The organism is Snodgrassella sp. CFCC 13594 (assembly GCF_001590725.1).
Classification (GTDB): Bacteria; Pseudomonadota; Gammaproteobacteria; order Burkholderiales; family Neisseriaceae; genus Snodgrassella.
The window spans coordinates 25,097-41,446 of record NZ_LQXR01000008.1; the positions used below are offsets into that span (position 1 = coordinate 25,097).

The 16,350-nt window shown below is 48.2% G+C and carries 20 protein-coding genes, 1 tRNA gene and 1 pseudogene; 5 read left to right on the forward strand and 17 right to left on the reverse strand.

Annotated features, from left to right (window positions below; all coding sequences use genetic code 11):
- Window position 1: 1 nt before the first annotated feature.
- From A2F46_RS06245 to A2F46_RS06310, 14 genes are all read right to left on the reverse strand, one after another.
- The gene (locus A2F46_RS06245; RefSeq protein ID WP_066568104.1) at window positions 2–541 is read right to left on the reverse strand and encodes a host-nuclease inhibitor Gam family protein; all 540 of its coding nucleotides are present in this window, start codon (window positions 539–541) and stop codon (window positions 2–4) included.
- A gap of 1 nt (window position 542) precedes the next feature.
- The gene (locus A2F46_RS06250) at window positions 543–917 is read right to left on the reverse strand and encodes a hypothetical protein (RefSeq protein WP_066568107.1); all 375 of its coding nucleotides are present in this window, start codon (window positions 915–917) and stop codon (window positions 543–545) included.
- 103 nt (window positions 918–1,020) lie between these two features.
- Window positions 1,021–1,380, reverse strand: coding sequence for a hypothetical protein (locus A2F46_RS06255; RefSeq protein ID WP_066568110.1), 360 nt, complete (start codon window positions 1,378–1,380; stop codon window positions 1,021–1,023).
- A complete protein-coding gene (locus A2F46_RS06260) occupies window positions 1,377–1,565 on the reverse strand; it encodes a hypothetical protein (RefSeq protein WP_156471580.1) in 189 nt (62 codons plus the stop codon). Before A2F46_RS06260 ends, A2F46_RS06255 begins: the two co-directional genes overlap by 4 nt.
- A gap of 10 nt (window positions 1,566–1,575) precedes the next feature.
- Complete coding sequence (locus A2F46_RS06265; RefSeq protein WP_066568117.1) at window positions 1,576–2,277, reverse strand: DUF2786 domain-containing protein; 702 nt, start codon at window positions 2,275–2,277, stop codon at window positions 1,576–1,578.
- A gap of 1 nt (window position 2,278) precedes the next feature.
- Window positions 2,279–2,995 carry a hypothetical protein gene (locus tag A2F46_RS06270; protein WP_156471581.1) on the reverse strand — a complete coding sequence of 239 codons (717 nt, stop codon included), beginning with the start codon at window positions 2,993–2,995 and terminating at the stop codon, window positions 2,279–2,281.
- A gap of 125 nt (window positions 2,996–3,120) precedes the next feature.
- A complete protein-coding gene (locus tag A2F46_RS06275; RefSeq protein ID WP_066568123.1) occupies window positions 3,121–3,339 on the reverse strand; it encodes a hypothetical protein in 219 nt (72 codons plus the stop codon).
- Window positions 3,336–3,581 carry a hypothetical protein gene (locus A2F46_RS06280; RefSeq protein ID WP_066568134.1) on the reverse strand — a complete coding sequence of 82 codons (246 nt, stop codon included), beginning with the start codon at window positions 3,579–3,581 and terminating at the stop codon, window positions 3,336–3,338. The genes A2F46_RS06275 and A2F46_RS06280 overlap by 4 nt, the downstream gene beginning before the upstream one ends.
- Entirely contained in the window at window positions 3,578–3,895 is a 318-nt protein-coding gene (locus A2F46_RS06285; protein ID WP_066568142.1) for a helix-turn-helix domain-containing protein, read from the reverse strand. The genes A2F46_RS06280 and A2F46_RS06285 overlap by 4 nt, the downstream gene beginning before the upstream one ends.
- Window positions 3,888–4,448 carry a hypothetical protein gene (locus tag A2F46_RS06290; protein WP_156471583.1) on the reverse strand — a complete coding sequence of 187 codons (561 nt, stop codon included), beginning with the start codon at window positions 4,446–4,448 and terminating at the stop codon, window positions 3,888–3,890. The genes A2F46_RS06285 and A2F46_RS06290 overlap by 8 nt, the downstream gene beginning before the upstream one ends.
- 15 nt (window positions 4,449–4,463) lie before the next feature.
- Complete coding sequence (locus A2F46_RS06295; protein ID WP_066568145.1) at window positions 4,464–5,174, reverse strand: AAA family ATPase; 711 nt, start codon at window positions 5,172–5,174, stop codon at window positions 4,464–4,466.
- A gap of 65 nt (window positions 5,175–5,239) precedes the next feature.
- Entirely contained in the window at window positions 5,240–7,444 is a 2,205-nt protein-coding gene (locus tag A2F46_RS06300; protein WP_082783603.1) for a Mu transposase C-terminal domain-containing protein, read from the reverse strand.
- Window positions 7,401–7,889 (reverse strand): hypothetical protein, encoded by a 489-nt coding sequence (locus A2F46_RS06305; RefSeq protein WP_066568154.1) that lies wholly within the window; start codon window positions 7,887–7,889, stop codon window positions 7,401–7,403. The genes A2F46_RS06300 and A2F46_RS06305 overlap by 44 nt, the downstream gene beginning before the upstream one ends.
- 61 nt (window positions 7,890–7,950) lie before the next feature.
- Window positions 7,951–8,205, reverse strand: a complete 255-nt coding sequence (locus A2F46_RS06310) for a helix-turn-helix transcriptional regulator (protein WP_066568156.1) — start codon at window positions 8,203–8,205, stop codon at window positions 7,951–7,953.
- Between the two features lie 231 nt (window positions 8,206–8,436).
- On the opposite strand from A2F46_RS06310, the gene A2F46_RS06315 reads away from it, so the two are divergent.
- On the forward strand, window positions 8,437–9,159 hold the full coding sequence (locus A2F46_RS06315; protein ID WP_066568157.1) for a S24 family peptidase: 723 nt from the start codon (window positions 8,437–8,439) through the stop codon (window positions 9,157–9,159).
- Window positions 9,160–9,469: 310 nt separating this feature from the next.
- Here the strand turns inward: A2F46_RS06315 and A2F46_RS06320 are convergent.
- Window positions 9,470–9,546, reverse strand: a tRNA-Met gene (locus A2F46_RS06320).
- A gap of 504 nt (window positions 9,547–10,050) precedes the next feature.
- Between A2F46_RS06320 and ychF the strand changes: the two are divergent.
- Both ychF and A2F46_RS06330 read left to right on the forward strand, forming a co-directional pair.
- Window positions 10,051–11,141: pseudogene (ychF, locus tag A2F46_RS06325) on the forward strand (redox-regulated ATPase YchF).
- Window positions 11,142–11,601: 460 nt separating this feature from the next.
- A complete protein-coding gene (locus A2F46_RS06330; RefSeq protein WP_066568160.1) occupies window positions 11,602–12,183 on the forward strand; it encodes a glycine zipper 2TM domain-containing protein in 582 nt (193 codons plus the stop codon).
- Window positions 12,184–12,355: 172 nt separating this feature from the next.
- Here the strand turns inward: A2F46_RS06330 and A2F46_RS12300 are convergent, their stop codons facing one another.
- Entirely contained in the window at window positions 12,356–12,514 is a 159-nt protein-coding gene (locus tag A2F46_RS12300; protein ID WP_156471584.1) for a hypothetical protein, read from the reverse strand.
- Window positions 12,515–12,728: 214 nt separating this feature from the next.
- On the opposite strand from A2F46_RS12300, the gene tyrS reads away from it, so the two are divergent.
- Together tyrS and argG are read left to right on the forward strand one after the other, a co-directional pair.
- Complete coding sequence (tyrS, locus tag A2F46_RS06335; protein ID WP_066568162.1) at window positions 12,729–13,994, forward strand: tyrosine--tRNA ligase; 1,266 nt, start codon at window positions 12,729–12,731, stop codon at window positions 13,992–13,994.
- 57 nt (window positions 13,995–14,051) lie between these two features.
- Window positions 14,052–15,404 carry an argininosuccinate synthase gene (gene argG, locus A2F46_RS06340; RefSeq protein WP_066568164.1) on the forward strand — a complete coding sequence of 451 codons (1,353 nt, stop codon included), beginning with the start codon at window positions 14,052–14,054 and terminating at the stop codon, window positions 15,402–15,404.
- A gap of 89 nt (window positions 15,405–15,493) precedes the next feature.
- Here argG and A2F46_RS06345 read toward each other — a convergent pair whose 3' ends face one another.
- Window positions 15,494–16,306 carry a YiiX/YebB-like N1pC/P60 family cysteine hydrolase gene (locus A2F46_RS06345; RefSeq protein WP_066568166.1) on the reverse strand — a complete coding sequence of 271 codons (813 nt, stop codon included), beginning with the start codon at window positions 16,304–16,306 and terminating at the stop codon, window positions 15,494–15,496.
- Window positions 16,307–16,350: the final 44 nt, after the last annotated feature.

The following is a 16,350-nucleotide window of genomic DNA, read 5'->3' on the forward strand; positions in this document are numbered from 1 at the left end:
ATCACACCTCCGGTAGTTCTTGGTTATGTGGTTCAATCATAAAGAATTCTTTACCCAGAACGATACTTAAACCCGGCACCGGTTTTTTAACAAACAAGTCGGCTTCATTGAGTATTGCGTCTTTGTTGATCTCTTTTTTTATGCGAATAAAGCGAGCCAACGCCTCGTTCTGCTCAAGCAGAGCCAACACGGCGTCTTGACCGCGAATGCTCACTTTGGGTGGGTTGCAGCGCCAAAATACTTTGCCTGTGATGAAGTCGGCGAACTTCACTTTGCCGCCCTCCGTGATTGAATCTCGGTTCGCAGTGCACCATGCGGTGATGCTTGACATCAATATTTCGATTTTTTCGTCATACGGCGCTACTTTTTCAGCCGTTGCTTTCTGCAACGCAGCGATCGAATCGTTCATTTCTGCTTGAATGCACGTTTTTTCGCGTGCTAAATCACCCAGTTCTTTTATCGCTGCAGTCACTTCATCGCGGGTTTGTGCCAGTGCAGGCGTAGCCTCGGTGCGGTGGCGGAGTTTCTGTTTTGCTGCCATGTCATATTCCTTTTCGTGTTAAAACTTGATTAATAAGTGTTTGAATGCGTTGTAAATTGGCTTTTCCGTGCGCTTTTTGCTCTGGTGTTTGCCGCTTGTTGTGCTCCAATTTTTTAACCGCCGGGCGCTGCGGTATGCGTTCAATTAATGCTGCTGGCGGTGGCCACCGAGTTGCCTCTGCAGCCAAGGTGGCAAAGGCTTTATTGATGCGGCTTGCGTCCAGTTGCTCATCCCATGCGGCCGTGCGCTCGCTTAATGCCGTCATCCAGCCCTGCGCCGTGGCTGTCAGTGCTTCGGCAGGCGGGGCGCCGGGCAAGCGCAGCGTGTACAGCAGCTGCAAGCCCGAAATGATTTCTTGCCTGATAAATACCTTCATTTCATTTGCTCTAATGCTTTCAGACCGGCGACCATGCTGCTGTCTGCTTTAGTCTGCGCAGGTGCGGCATCAACAAACTGGCTGGTTTGGCCACGCCAGTGGCTCAAGACTTCATACAGATAGCCGTGGCTGATAGCGGTGTTTTTAGGCTGCCTGAATCACGTGCAGCAACACATTCGCCGAATGCCCAAGCCCATGCAGCCACCGGCGCATCAAACACTTTTCCGCCGCGCTGAATGCGCTGCGCCTGAATGTCGGGAAGTAGCTCGGCCATCAACTTGGCCATACGTGCTTGTGACAAGACAGACTTTTCGGGACGAAACAAGCCTAGGTACATCACTAAGCCTTTAGTCATACCGCCGCCGATTTTTGCCAGCGCCCACAGCGCATTGCGGGCATCTTCATTGGCAATCAATGCGTCGAGGCTGTTTTCAGCACCACAGCACGGGCAGCGGACTTTCATGGATACACCTGCTCAAGCTTATGTTTCATACGCAGCCTGACTTCTTTAAAGTCGTCGTCCAACTCAATACAATCCACATCATTTTTAAAAAGTCCAACGTCTGAAATTTCCACATCAAGATCGTCCTGCATGTAAGTAACAAGCGTGTCCAAAACATCATCAAATAGCGGGTGCTCGCGTGTCATTGGCCGCATCTCACACCCCCAATCTTTTCTGCTCTTCACCACCATTCATGGCGTGATTTAGCTGCGCATCTTGGCCTTGTGCGTAGCCATTGGATCGGTCATATGCTGCGCTGTTTTTTACACTGCCTTTAACGTTTGAACCACGGACTTTGGTCGGTTTCATTTCACCAAGTCGGGCAAAATATGAATCGAGTTTTTGTTGCTCTTCAAGCGTGTTTGCGAAGACCTCAACTTTATTCAGAACTGCGACCACCCAGCCTTCGCAAAATTGATCTGCTCTGTAGGTTTTATTCTTTGTAGAACGCACACGCTTCAGTTCAATAGCGATGTACTGCCGCCGCGCTGCCCGAATTTGTCGTAGTAATACTTCATAGGCATAGCTGGCCAGTTCCGGCTTCGGTGCCACGCCATAAAATTTGTAACTTGCGGTGTAACGGTTGGCTAGATAATCAAAATCCTTTTCAATATAACCACCGCAACCAAATGCCTTTTTGCACACATTGAACAAACCATGTTGCCAGCGTGGACACGCAACTGGCGTTTTCACACCAGCTTCTGTCACTTCTGATAGAACGACATCGAAGTCTGTTACGCCATGCTCACGCATCAATGCTTGCGCTTGTTTCAGCGCTTGCGCGGCCTCGTGTTCATTGGCTGATTTAGCCAGGCGCAAACACTTTTTGATTTTTTCCAGAGCAGTTTTCTTATCCATCTCACGCCTCGACTTTCTTGTATCCGAATGCGCTGGCGAAAAACGCGATTAATGCGGCCATGTGCGCTTGCTCAAGCACAATATCGTACTGGTCAACACTGATTTCACATGATCCATCACTAAACAAACCAAAAAGCGGCGTGTTGTTTTCATTCAGCGAGTTTATGCACGGGGCAGGCTCTGGCTCGGCTGAAACGATATTTTGAGATGGGGCGTTATCTTCAGCACCGGGCACCTCGTCATCTGTACAAAGCGTCGATAATATTGACAAAATACTGTCGGCTTCTTCTGGTGCCTCATCATCTACACACTGCTCCAATGTGCGTTGATACATGCCGCGTTCGGCGCGTTCGAGAATCCCTTGCTTTTCCATTTGTCTCAATAAGGCATAAATATTCACCTGGTGCTGTTTACCAAGGCTGTTAATGATTAATGCAGGAGTAAATGCACCTTCAATTGACAATACATAACCACGGGCCTCCGCAACATCCCATTCAGGCAGCCCATCCTGTGTTGAAACTGGTTGCAGGATTTCAGGAGCAGGGGCAACGGCGTTCGATGGCAAGAAATACACAATCACACCTTCAACCATGTCGCTTTGAATCGTGCCCACATCCTCCATCTTGTCGAGTGCATCCATCACTAAGCCGTTGCGGATGCCAGTTTCTTTAATAATTTCCTTGGCCGTTTTTTGTGCGTTATCGGCCAGCGTGGCCAAGATGGTTTTATTTACTTGCATTTCAGTGACCCCATTTCATTAATAGCCAATCGATGTAAAAACAAACCAGTGTTGCCGAGCAAAACATCAAAATCAGCCAACCTAAAACCAGTTTTAAAAGTGCTTTAATCATGGCTTTGCTCCCTGTTACCGCCGTCCCAGTTATCGGTCGGAGCAACATAGTTTTTCCCGCCCGGCAAAAAATCAGCGACATTGCTTAAACGCCGGGTTGGCTGGTTGCTTGCACCCCTGCGATGCCGAGCATTAATGCGGCGGCGCTGGCGCTGCGCCCACTCGCCCGGGCTGATATTGCGTATCAAAGTGGTTGAATGGCGGCGTCTCATGGCTGCACCTCTGCATCACCCAATGTTTTTTCAGCATCCGGCATGGCGGCGTATGCGCGCTCTGTTGCACGGACTTGAGCAGCCGCTTCGGCATCAAGCCGCGCCATAATCGCGGATGGCGTCTCTGTGCGCGGGTACGCAGCGGCTGGTTGCGGCTCACAAGCTGTGGGGGTAGCGCTCAACAGCAAAGCAATGGGCAGTGCGCCAAGCCAGTACCACATGCGGTGTTGATTGGTTGTCATGATTTTTCTCCCTCTGGGCGCATCGGGCAGCGCAGGCAAGCGCGCCAATGTTCCATCTTGATCGGGTTATGGGTCGGGGCTTTGGCCAGCGCATGGGCTTTGCAATCCGCAGGGGTAATGACACGCTGCTCAAACGGGCATTCAACCTGGCCAAACACTTCAAGCACCCGTTCAGCCACTTTGTCAGTTTTGCCTTGATACTTGCCGTTGAGCACCAGGCTTACGGTGGCTCGGCTGTAACCCAGTTTTTCAGCAACTTCACGCGGTGAAGTACGGGCAACGGCGCTTTCTAAAATGTTTAACCAATTACTCACGATCCGGCACCTCCCGAGCCATAATTTCATCCAGATTTGGGTCGTAAACCTCTTTCACACGCATGATTTGCGGTGGTTTCGGGCCGGTATTGCGCACCAGTGTGTACAACGGGCGGGCGTACGATCCGCTGCGCTTCAGGTAGCCTGCAGGTTCAATGGCCTTGATGTAGCTTGCCACCGTCTCTGGTTTGGCAAATTTGGCTACGTGTGCGGCCAGTTCTTCGCGTGTAAACGTTTTCAGAATCCGTATTGCTTGCCAGATCGCTTCATTCGCACCCGTGGCCACAATTAATGACCCATTAGCGGAAAAGCGTGGCGCGTCAATACCAGCATCCTTGATTAGTTGCCATTTGCTTGACTGGCCCCTTTGCATCTGATGTTTGATAACATAGCCAGCAGCAGCAAGGTGGCGCAGGTAGCGGTCATCGATGCTGTCAGCGCCCACTCCGAGCTCTAAGGCCATCATGTTTCTTGCAATGGGCTGATTTAGATTTTTTCGCAGTAGCGCATACATGCGCTGGCAGATAGTCGGTTGCGGTTTTGTTAGTTCCATTTCCGTATCCTTAGCTCAGGCTGCGTTTTGGGGCTTCGCTTGATACAGCGCCGTTCGATCAAGGTCGTTGAGTGTCATGTTCGTAATGCCGCGCACCATCGCGTTCTCGGCAATGTTCACCAGGTTGACTGTTACTCGGCGCACGGAGCCATGGCTCAAAGCAACAAGCTCTTTCAATACCGGCTCTTCAATTTCCAAATTAGGCGCGTAGATTTCAGCCAGCAGTTGCGCATCGCCCAAGCTGACGGGTTGAGCAGGTACCCAATTCAAAACGCGGCCGTGGAAGCGCTCAAATTTTTTCAATTTATTCGGCAGCATTTCTTCGCCAACGAGCATCAGCGGCGCCTGGCTACCTTCATAAATATCGCGTAGCAACTCAACCATGCCTGCTTTGGTCACTGCAAAATCCGCTTCGTCAATGATGAGTGGGCGTTGGCTCGCAGCCAGCTGCTCACAAATCACATCAAGGCTGGCTGAAACGGTGCGGGCTGCCTGAAGCGACATTTCTGAACAGATTTTTTCCAGCAAGGTTTTTTTGCTCCACGCGCTGCGCATTTGTACGTAATAAGCGCGGGTTTCAATGGCCACAGCCACGGTTGTGGTGGTTTTGCCAAATCCACTGGGGCCGTAATAAACACCTAAGCCAGGCAAACCATCCTGCCGATTAATCAGGCGCTCCATGGCGACGCTTACTAGGTTTAGGTTGTTGATTGGTGCGACTTTCATTACAATTTCCTCGTAGTATTGAGATGTTGCTTGTCTCGGCACGGGCGGCCACCCGTGCCACCCATTTACATGCTGTGAGCACGTTTGCTCATAGCTTTGTATTCGTGGCTGTTGGGATACATCTGCACCCAGCGGGCGGCTTGTTCAGGCAGCCCAGCTTGATTTTTAATGCGTTCAAATAGCGCAAAACGGTCGGCGGATTCTGTAGGTACTGACCACGCGGCTTGTTCTTCGATTAATTCCGCTTTTTGCACTTCTTTTGTCACCACAGCGTCAACCGTGTCGTTGTGTTGGCGCATCGATAGCCGGGCTTTCTCGCCCTGCTCGGCTAGTTTGTCCATGTCGATGGTGATGCCACCCATGTTCACACTGCTGGCTTGGTGCTCGATGTAACGCTGTGGACGCGCGGCTTCTGCGGTGGCTTGTTTCACGCCCAAGCGCCGCAGCTGTGCATCAACCCGTTTGTCTTTGGCTTGATCGCGCACGCTCACAGGCATGTAATCAATATTGTTGCCATTCCATTCCGCGCGGCAGATTAAGCGACCAAGGTCGTCATAAACCCACACATGATTCGCATCGTGGATGTCATAAGCCACGCGCACGGTGTCGCCGTTGTATTCGTCAAGTGATTGGCTGAAATAGCGGTTGTTTTGTAAGAACACACAACCACGCTGTACCGTGCGCATTTGTTGCGGCAAGAAAAGTTGGTATTTTTCGTCATCGGCGATTTTGATAATCTGCGCACCTTGTTCCACTTTCAGCGCCCACATTTCATTGGGTGTCATGTGGCGGCGTTTGCCATTCACATCCAAAATCTTTGGCAGGCTGCTGTGCGGGCGGTTGTTGTATTGCGCAACATGCCATTCACAGAACGCCACAAATTCCCGAAAATCTAGAATCAAATTTGGGTTGAGCGACTGGATATTGGCTAAAGCGGGCACATTTTTTAAGTTCATGCCCTTTTTTAAAAGCCCGCGTGTGGTTTTGTGCACCAGCTGTTTGGCTTGCGGGTCCATCAGCTCGCCCATATACGTTTGCAGGCTTTGCGCCGCTTTCACCCAAACGGTTTTATGCAAATGCTCGATCACCCCGCGTGCTTGCGAACTGTAGGCAAGCGAATGAACCATTGATGTACCAATGCGGCCCATTAAGCCAATGGCTTCATCCGCCATCATGTGGTTGCGGTAGCCGCCGCCGTTATCGACATAGAATAGAGCCGGTACCCCATTGGTTTCGCAAGCGTGGCTAATGGCGGCCAATACGGCAGTACCGCTTTCGGCCAAATCCACACTGAAGCCAACAATCTTGCGTGTGGCCACATCAGCAATGGTGGTGATTTCAGGTCGGAATGGCTTGCCGCTGTCTGGGTGCAGCACTTCAGCATCAAACGTGTGACCATCACAGGTGTAGATTTCCGTTGGCTCTAAGTGCAAAAATTCGCGCACTTTGTATGGTTTCAGGTATTTGATTTCACGTTCGCCAATCCGGCCTTTTTGCTTGCTGACATTGCCCAGCTTCTGCACAAACCGGTAGCATTGCCATGGGCTGGGCAGTTTTGCCATCGGATGAGTCTGCAAGAACGCTTGGGCAAATTGCTCATACGCATGCTGATGGCTCACTTTTTGTGGCACTTGATAGAATTTCAGGTATAGCGGCGCCCATTCAGGCAGGCTCATATCGGCTTGTTTGATTTTGGGTGCCAAATGATCGCGGTTGGCAAACCAGCGTTTAATCGTGCGCAGGCTGGGCAACTCTCCTGTTGCGCCTCGCTCGTCTCGGGCCAATTCAAACAACCGTGCAAGCTGCTCAAAACCAACCATGCGTGCGTTGGTTAAAACGGTTTTAATCGCGTGTTCTTTTGCGCAGCCGGTTTGGCCCACAATGTTGTCGATAGTGGTCAAGACACCCATTCGGGCTGATTCAACTTGGCGTTGCCGATCCGTCAGGGGGACGGCAACGGATTTGATGTCAGCATCAGACAATGCAGGCATCGGTGCTGGTGCTGTTTCGGCAAGCAGTTGCGCGGTCTGCTTTGCACGGATGGCTGCCTGAATATCGGCAGGCAGCTGCGACACAACAAATACTTTGCGTTTACCACCGCGTGCTTGCCCGGGTATGTTTTCAAATAGCCATTGATCACGTCTCGCGATATGCTCAATACCTTGTTTGCTTTTGGGCAAATCAGGCAGCCTCAAATCAGCAAGTTCAGCAGACGTTAAATATAGGTTACTCATCATTACCCCCGTCGAATCCAAGCTCAGGAGTTTCATGACGCTTCACGTTCTCGCGCTGGTACACCAATGCAGATAAGCTTTCATTGATACCAGCGATGGTTTCATCTGCCTCGGTTTTGCCCTCATTAAATGAAGCAATCAAGGCAACAACTTGAGCAAGCTGTGTTTGCAATTGCACCAAATCAGTCACGCTGCATTTGCTGCCGCGCGGGATGTCGATCACCACTTTATGGCCGTGAAACACGCACAAATATTCGCTAATGAATTGAGAGCCGGTGAGGTGCTCATATTGAATAAGCTTATTAAGAGGCATCGTGCCGTCTATCATCCATCTGCGAAGCGTTTTGTATTCCACACCCATTAATTCGCACACTTTTTTGCTCGGCATGCGGTGCTGATCAGCCCATACTTCGGACAACTCAATGGCATGATCAAAGCTCATGGCCTTAGTGTTTTTGGTGATTCGGCTGTTTTTTCTCATGGCGTTTTCAACATGAATGCGATTTTTAAAAAGTGCATTTATATGGTTTTGCAATTAAACTTCAGGCATTAACTGCTTTTGGGAAGACGGGGTGAAAATTCCGGTGTTCGTAGCGCGTTGGCCAAATCTCCTCAGGGGGCACGCCGATGGCGGTGGCGATAATCCGCTCGCCCTTTAAGTAAGGCGTGGCAAGTGCCGTCTTTAAGGTGTTTGAACTCAACCCCACTTCTCTTGATAAAGCAGCGATGGTCCAGCCCTTTTTTTTGAGTGCCGCAACGATGTCGGCGCGGTGCCAATCGGCTGTATTTTTTTGCATATTGACTTACTCCATTTAGTAAGGCGGAAAGCGCCGCCTGTTCGTTTAACTTGTGGATATATTACTTAACAAGAGTATCTATATCAATACTTTTGTTTTGTATTTTCAGATAATTTTGTACACATTTATAGAAACTATTGTTTTTAATAGATATGTTTTTTAAACAAAAGGAAGTTTACTTGTTTAGTTTTTTGTTTAGTCCAAATTTTCTAAACAAGAGGTAATAAACTTATGGATAATTTTAAAGACAGGCTACTTTCCTTATTCCCAAATAAGACCATTGCTTCAATTTCTACAGAAATTGGCATGTCTCATGTAGGCCTATCAAAAGTTTTTAGCAAGCAGACGCTCCCAAAAGCGGAAACATTGCTAAAAATTAATGACATAACTGGATGTGATTTAAAATGGCTGATGACTGGTGAGGGCGAACCATTTCGAGAGAATTCAAACAAAAATCAGGGCGCTCCATTAACCCCAAAGAACTTGCAAGAAAGCATGGCGGCTTATGATGTATTTGGTAGGCCTGTGAGTATTGATGAGTTTGTGTTTATCCCCCGCTATGACGTAAAAGCAGCCGCAGGGCATGGTTGCTACAATGAAGACGACAAGCCTGTATTCACAATGGCTTTCCGCCGATATTGGATTGAAAACTACCTACGCGCTGATCCCAAAGATTTGTCGGTAATCGCGGTCAAGGGCGACAGCATGGAGGGCGTTTTAAATGATGGCGACAATATCTTGGTAAACCACGCCAAGAAAGCGCCGGGTGATGGACTGTACGTACTGCGCATGGGCGAAAACTTAATTGTTAAGCGAACTCAACTCATGCCGGACAACATGCTTTGGGTAACGTCGGCTAATGAAGCGTATGAGCCCTTTGGCATTGATATAAGCAAACCAATTGCTAATATAGAGGTGGTAGGCAAAGTGGAGTGGTTCGGCCGCAAGATTTAACAGCCCTTTAAACAAACAATAAAAAACCGAGCGCGTTATTCAAAACCGCTCGGTTTTCTGTTTATTCTGTGACATAAATTATGCAAAATTACTCAATATCTGCTCATTTTTGCCTATTTTTTTGCATTTCCCATTTTTATGCTAAATTTGTTTCAAATGCCCGTGTTTATTGAATTTCAGACCTTTTTTGTTGCTGCTGTGACTGTGACAAAACAAGCACCCCCCCACACTAAGGATTATGCCGCCGGTTTGCATTGAAGGAAAAACCAGTGAAAAATAAGAGCCCTGAAATTCAGGCTCTTATACAATTTGGTGGCGAATCAGGGATTCGAACCCCGGACACAAGGATTATGATTCCTCTGCTCTAACCGACTGAGCTAATTCGCCGTAATTTTCTTAAGCGCGCATTATACAATGGCTAGCGACGAACGCAATAGATATGCTCATAAATCATGGTATTTAATTGTTTTCTAATTAAATTAACTTTCAGGTAACCTGTTTACCATACCTGCGAAGGCAACCAGGGCTATATGATCAGAAATAACTTGGTTTCTCTCAGACAGGCGGTACAGGTCAAATAACAATTGGCCCTGATTCATGTCTGCCCTACTTTTATGGGGTTATATTGATCAGATTGATTGCACGACTTCTTCAAATCATGAACATACAGATTCATCAGCATAGCTTATGTGGTGCTATCTATTTAACAATTTTCCATGGGCGCACAAGATGATGAGTTAAGGTGCACATGCCGAACACTGGACACGCAATGAGATGGTTTTTTATGCATTGGCACCGCAGCCATATCTTATTGTCAGGTTGCCTGAAAACGCATGAATGCTTATGTTACAATTTTATCTTTGAATTTTGCGCTGAACACAAAGGATTACCATGAGTTTGAAATGTGGCATCGTGGGCCTGCCCAACGTGGGAAAATCCACGCTTTTTAACGCCTTGACCCAATCCGGTATTGAAGCGGCCAACTATCCTTTTTGCACCATTGAACCCAATGTGGGCATTGTTGAAGTACCTGATGCGCGCATGACTGCGTTGGCCAAGATTGTGAACCCTCAAAAAATGCAGCCAGCCATTGTGGAATTTGTTGATATTGCAGGCTTGGTGGCTGGCGCCAGTAAAGGCGAGGGTTTGGGCAATCAGTTTTTGGCCAACATTCGTGAAACCGATGCCATTGTGAATGTGGTGCGCTGTTTTGACGATGACAACATCGTGCATGTGGCCGGTAAAGTGGATCCTGTGGCTGATATCGAAGTGATTGGCACTGAATTGGCCCTGGCCGATTTAGCCAGTGTTGAAAAAGCCATCCTACGCGAAGGCAAACGTGGTCGTTCTGGCGATAAAGAAGCACAAAAACTGGTGACCGTATTAGAACAATTGCAAAACCATTTGCTCGAAGGCAAACCGGTTCGCTCTGCGTTATTGGATGAAGAATCATTGGCGCTAATTAAGCTTTGTGCCTTTTGACCGTCAAACCTGCCATGTATGTGGCCAATGTGGCTGAAGATGGCTTTGAAAACAACCCCCATTTGGATCGTTTACGTGCTTTAGCTGAAAAAGAAGGTGCGCCAGTAGTGGCATTGTGCGCCGCCATAGAAAGCGAAATTGCCGATTTGGACGAGACCGACAAAGCTGAGTTTCTACAAGAAATGGGGCTACAAGAACCAGGATTAAATCGACTGATTCGTTCTGGTTATGACTTACTGGGCCTGCAAACTTACTTTACAGCAGGCGTAAAAGAAGTGCGCGCATGGACGATACACAAAGGCGATACTGCGCCACAAGCCGCAGGCGTCATCCATACCGACTTTGAACGCGGCTTTATTCGAGCTCAAGTGATTGCTTATGAAGATTTTATTACCCTAGGTGGCGAAGCCAAAGCCAAGGAAGCTGGTAAAATGCGGGCAGAAGGCAAGGATTACGTGGTACAAGATGGTGACGTGATTAACTTCTTGTTTAATGTATAAACCCACTATTGCTGGTTACCACATAAACGCTAAGCAGACTACATGGTCTGCTTTTTTGTTTTCAGGCAACCCTGCTGAGTATCATATTTTAGAGAAATGATCATAAGGCTTATTGATGGAACACTTTTCCTTGCTATTGTATTTTGGGTGACTAGTGTCTTTCATCATTATCCCAAATCAGCTCCACTCGCTTTGACGCAGTAAAAGCCAATTTAATGCCCACGCATCATTTGGATATTATGCTTGCCCCGACTCGACGCTAATCCAAAACAATACTGAAATATACATACAAATATGTATGTAAAATGAGACAGCACTATACCTTCTTTGTGTTAAGGCACTCATTTTTTATGAAAACCCCTCTTTTCAGGCTGCCTGAATGAGGTGCATAGTATTTTCAATGCAGCCGTCAGGCAGCAACAAAATATAAGATAAATCTTCCTGATGAAAGGATGTAACCATGAAAATACATACTCGCCTGATTACCCTATTTGGCGCCATCGCAGTGGCCAGCGCCCCCTTAAGTATGGCTGAAGTGAATCGAACCACAGGCACCATTGTGGGTGCCGCAGTTGGAGGGGTTGTGGGCAATGCGGTGGGCAATGACATCAATTCCACACTTCTGGGCGCTGCAGCCGGCGGTTTATTGGGTAATCTACTAAGCCAAAACAACCGCAACTATAACCGTGAAGGTTACTACAACAACCGCTATTACTATGGCGGGCGCGAATTTCGTAAACAACAAGATTACCGTGCTTACCGCGAGGCCGTGCGCCGCGACATGCTGCGCGATAACGAACGTAACCGCTATGCTCAGTACCAAAACTGGCGAGCACGTGATAATCGGCACATGAATCGTCTGCAACCCAACCAACCATCACGATTTGACCGCCCCAGTAATCGACCCAATGACAATCAATGGCATCAATCTAACCAAGGCCCCAACCGGTATATGAACCATCGCGATAATCGAGCAACGCAATCCCGCCCGGGCCCGCGCCCAGGCATGCAAACCTCACCACAAAATTGGCCACAACGCTAAGCCAACGCGCTTAGTTTGAATTTGAAATAGTATTGATTGAAATTTTAGGGAAACCCTTGGCGGTTTCCTTTTTCTTATGCCATCAACCCACCATTCAGACCATAAAACCACAGACGCCCCATATTATCCATCCAAGTTCACCGCAAAATACTGTGCTCAGCACATAAATACTTTATTTATCGTAGCCAGCTTCATCACTCGGCAATTCCCCTACTTCAGTCTGAATCAAACCAAAGAAAATGATGGATCTAGGCATTAACACCCCGAGCTTTGGTAACGTATCCAAAACCCAATCGATCTGAATCACCGCATCCCAACGGGCAACACCCATAGCGAACGGATAAAACCCAGCCGTTTCCAGCCTAAACCAGGCTCAAATCGTGTAAAATGCAACCCATTTATTCAAGCAACTGAAATCGCTGTGCACTGAGGTAAAGCAGTCATACACGCGTAATAAAAACTGCTGCGGCCATCATGGATATTCAGGCAAGCTGAAATCCATACTCAGCATATTTGGTTGCTATCGCAAAATCTGAAAGAAAAACATGACCAGTGTGATTCACGATTTACAAGGGCGCGGTTTGATTGCGCAAACCACAGATGCAGCGGCGCTGGACGCGCTGCTCAATGAGAAAAAAATTAGTTTGTACTGCGGTTTTGATCCCACGGCAGACAGCCTGCACATCGGTCATTTGCTGCCCATTTTGGCTTTACGCCGCTTTCAATTGGCCGGACACACACCCATTGCGCTGGTGGGTGGCGCCACCGGTATGATTGGCGACCCCAGCTTTAAAGCACAAGAGCGCAGTCTCAATACCTTGGACACTGTGCAAAACTGGGTTGAAAAAATTCGCAACCAATTAAAACCATTCCTCCATTTCGATGGTGATCATGCCGCCATTATGGCCAATAATTACGATTGGTTTGGCCGCATGAATTGTTTGGATTTCTTGCGTGACATTGGCAAACATTTTTCTGTCAACGCCATGCTCAATAAAGAATCAGTCAAGCAGCGATTGGGCCGGGATGATGTGGGCATTTCTTTCACGGAATTTGCTTATGCTTTGTTACAAGGTTACGATTTTGCCGAGCTACACAAGCGACATGGTGCGGTATTGCAAATTGGTGGTTCAGACCAATGGGGCAACATCACCGCAGGGATTGACCTTACTCGTCGCTTACACCAAGGCACAGTCTATGGACTGACCCTGCCACTGGTAACCAAATCTGATGGCACCAAATTTGGCAAGACAGAAGGTGGCGCCGTGTGGTTGAACCCAGAAAAAACCTCACCATATCAGTTTTACCAATTCTGGCTCAAAGTAGCCGATGCTGATGTATATCAGTTCCTCAAATACTTTACATTCTTAAGTGTGGCTGACATCGATGCCCTTGAAGCACAAGACCAAGCCAGCGGCAGCAAACCCCAAGCACAACGTATTTTGGCCGAAGAAATGACGCGTTTGATTCATGGTGAAGCCGCTTTGGCCGCCGCACAACGCATTTCAGACAGCCTATTTGCTGAAGACCAAAGCCAGCTTACCGAAAGCGATTTTCAGCAATTGGCTTTGGATGGTTTGCCCAGCTTTCCCATTTCAGGCAACTTGACGATTGTGCAGGCACTCACTGCTGCTGACCTTGCCAAATCCAATAACGAAGCCCGTGGCTTTGTGAGTCAAGGTGCAGCTGTGGTCAACGGCAAAAAAATCGACACTGTGGACTTTATTGTGCGCGACGAAGACAAGCGCTTTGGAAAATACACTATTTTACGCCGCGGCAAGCGCAATCATGCATTGCTGATTTGGCAATAAACCCCTTTCAGGCAGCCCAAAACAGCCTCCCCTAATTAAAAACGTAAGGATTTTTTCATGAGCAATAACGCCACTATTTTGCAAAACCTGCCCATTGGCCAAAAAGTAGGCATCGCTTTTTCTGGCGGGCTGGATACTTCTACCGCTTTATTATGGATGAAAATCAAAGGCGCCCTACCTTATGCCTACACCGCCAATTTGGGCCAACCTGACGAAGACGACTACGATGCTATTCCCCAAAAAGCGTTGGAATATGGTGCCGAAAAAGCACGCCTCATTGATTGTCGCACCCAATTAGCACATGAAGGTATTGCGGCAATCCAGTGTGGCGCTTTCCACATCACCACAGGCGGAATGCCCTATTTCAATACCACACCGCTGGGGCGCGCCGTTACCGGCACCATGCTGGTCGCTGCCATGAAAGAAGACGAGGTCAACATTTGGGGCGATGGCTCTACCTATAAAGGCAATGACATTGAACGCTTCTATCGTTATGGTTTGCTGACCAACCCCAGCTTGCGCATTTACAAACCATGGCTGGATCAGCAATTTATTGATGAATTGGGTGGCCGCCATGAAATGTCCGAATTTTTGATTGCCAACGGTTTTGATTACAAAATGTCGGTAGAAAAAGCCTATTCCACCGACTCCAACATGTTGGGCGCCACACATGAAGCAAAAGACTTGGAATTCCTCAACAGCAGCGTGAAAATCGTCAATCCAATTATGGGCGTGGCTTTTTGGCGTGAGGACGTGACCATTCAACCTGAAACCGTCACGGTGCGCTTTGAAGAAGGGGTGCCGGTGGCATTAAACGGCCAGGAATATACTGATCCCGTCGCATTGATTCTGGAAGCCAACCGCATTGGCGGGCGTCATGGCTTGGGTATGACCGATCAAATTGAAAACCGTATTATCGAAGCCAAATCACGCGGCATTTATGAAGCACCTGCCATGGCCTTGTTACACATTGCCTATGAACGTTTGGTGAGTGGCATTCACAATGAAGACACCATCGAGCAATACCGTATAGACGGTATCCGATTGGGTCGATTATTGTATCAAGGTCGCTGGTTTGACTCACAAGCACTGATGCTGCGTGAAACTGCTCAGCGTTGGGTCGCGAAAGCCATCACCGGCGAAGTCACACTGGAATTACGCCGAGGTAATGATTTCTCCATTCTCAATACCGAGTCCCCCAACCTAACCTATCAGCCAGAACGATTAAGCATGGAAAAAGTCGACAACGCTGCATTCACACCGGCCGACCGCATTGGCCAACTCACCATGCGCAATCTCGACATCATTGATACCCGCAGCAAATTGGCGTTGTATGCAAAAACGGGGCTACTCACTTTGGGCAAAGATTCTGTCTTACCCCAATTGGGCCAGCAAAAAGACGATATCTGATGTTTGGATAGTCTCATCTTTACCAATAAAAAAGCACCGCTAGGCGGTGCTTTTTTATGTCGTTGCTATTGCTTTCAGGCAGCCTGAAACTATGACGCATCAGCCAAAGTGCAGCTGCCTTGCCACAGTGATGTCTGACAACGCAAGTGACCTACATACTGCAAAGGCTTAACCGGAATCACCGAAGGTATGTCATCGGCACGCATGTGTAGTAAGTCACCCGGGCTCACCCATTCAGGTGGTGTTTTCGTTAAAGGGGCACCGGCTCGATTGAATGCCTCTACCACAAATTGCGAGCAAAAATATCGATTGCCTTGGAATGGTGAGACTTGCACCACCGCCATGGTGTTCAGACATAGGTGGCGCATGGCGCGCGGTATCACCGGTAATTCACATATTTTTCGAGTAATGGTGTAGGGAGTTTGCTTAGCAATACCAAAATAATTATAGGGAGAACCCAAATGCTGTTCCGCAAAAGCTTGAATTGCAGTCACTTGAACGTCTGTTAAGCCAGGATAGCGATAAACTGCCAGTAATGGGCTGTCGGCCATGCTATTTTGTATCGGCATAATACGCACGCCACTGCCCAGCGCTTCCGCAATTTTCCCCTCGCCCAAATACACAAAACTGTGGCTAACAGAAGTGTTGCCACTGAAGCGCAACGTGCGCGAGGCCAGCCCCTGATCGGCAGAAAATAAAATATCACCGGGTGCCAGTTGTGCTTCATCAATCATCACCACCCCAGAAGTGGGGGCCGTATTATTACGTTGAAATTGGAACGCATAGCGTGCGCCTTCTTCGCCAACTGATTTGTGCCATTGCGCCGCACACCCGCTTAGCAATATCAAGACCGAAAATAAACGCAGATTTACCCAGATTGAGCGCGTATTCAATGGCTTCATGACACCCTTTCAAGTTAATTTTAATTATGGTATTCGAATTGGCC

Bases quoted from the DNA above. Each gene is read 5' to 3' on its own strand.
- A2F46_RS06300 (WP_082783603.1), bottom strand. From the start codon at position 7,444: ATGAAACTCCTGAGCTTGGATTCGACGGGGGTAATGATGAGTAACCTA.
- A2F46_RS12300 (WP_156471584.1), bottom strand. From the start codon at position 12,514: ATGGGTGTTGCCCGTTGGGATGCGGTGATTCAGATCGATTGGGTTTTG.
- A2F46_RS06250 (WP_066568107.1), bottom strand. From the start codon at position 917: ATGAAGGTATTTATCAGGCAAGAAATCATTTCGGGCTTGCAGCTGCTG.
- A2F46_RS06295 (WP_066568145.1), bottom strand. From the start codon at position 5,174: ATGAAAGTCGCACCAATCAACAACCTAAACCTAGTAAGCGTCGCCATG.
- argG (WP_066568164.1), top strand. From the start codon at position 14,052: ATGAGCAATAACGCCACTATTTTGCAAAACCTGCCCATTGGCCAAAAA.
- A2F46_RS06345 (WP_066568166.1), bottom strand. From the start codon at position 16,306: ATGAAGCCATTGAATACGCGCTCAATCTGGGTAAATCTGCGTTTATTT.
- A2F46_RS06265 (WP_066568117.1), bottom strand. From the start codon at position 2,277: ATGGATAAGAAAACTGCTCTGGAAAAAATCAAAAAGTGTTTGCGCCTG.
- A2F46_RS06255 (WP_066568110.1), bottom strand. From the start codon at position 1,380: ATGAAAGTCCGCTGCCCGTGCTGTGGTGCTGAAAACAGCCTCGACGCA.
- A2F46_RS06275 (WP_066568123.1), bottom strand. From the start codon at position 3,339: ATGAGACGCCGCCATTCAACCACTTTGATACGCAATATCAGCCCGGGC.
- A2F46_RS06260 (WP_156471580.1), bottom strand. From the start codon at position 1,565: ATGACACGCGAGCACCCGCTATTTGATGATGTTTTGGACACGCTTGTT.
- A2F46_RS06245 (WP_066568104.1), bottom strand. From the start codon at position 541: ATGGCAGCAAAACAGAAACTCCGCCACCGCACCGAGGCTACGCCTGCA.
- A2F46_RS06305 (WP_066568154.1), bottom strand. From the start codon at position 7,889: ATGAGAAAAAACAGCCGAATCACCAAAAACACTAAGGCCATGAGCTTT.
- A2F46_RS06310 (WP_066568156.1), bottom strand. From the start codon at position 8,205: ATGCAAAAAAATACAGCCGATTGGCACCGCGCCGACATCGTTGCGGCA.
- A2F46_RS06280 (WP_066568134.1), bottom strand. From the start codon at position 3,581: ATGACAACCAATCAACACCGCATGTGGTACTGGCTTGGCGCACTGCCC.
- A2F46_RS06290 (WP_156471583.1), bottom strand. From the start codon at position 4,448: ATGGAACTAACAAAACCGCAACCGACTATCTGCCAGCGCATGTATGCG.
- A2F46_RS06315 (WP_066568157.1), top strand. From the start codon at position 8,437: ATGGATAATTTTAAAGACAGGCTACTTTCCTTATTCCCAAATAAGACC.
- tyrS (WP_066568162.1), top strand. From the start codon at position 12,729: ATGACCAGTGTGATTCACGATTTACAAGGGCGCGGTTTGATTGCGCAA.
- A2F46_RS06330 (WP_066568160.1), top strand. From the start codon at position 11,602: ATGAAAATACATACTCGCCTGATTACCCTATTTGGCGCCATCGCAGTG.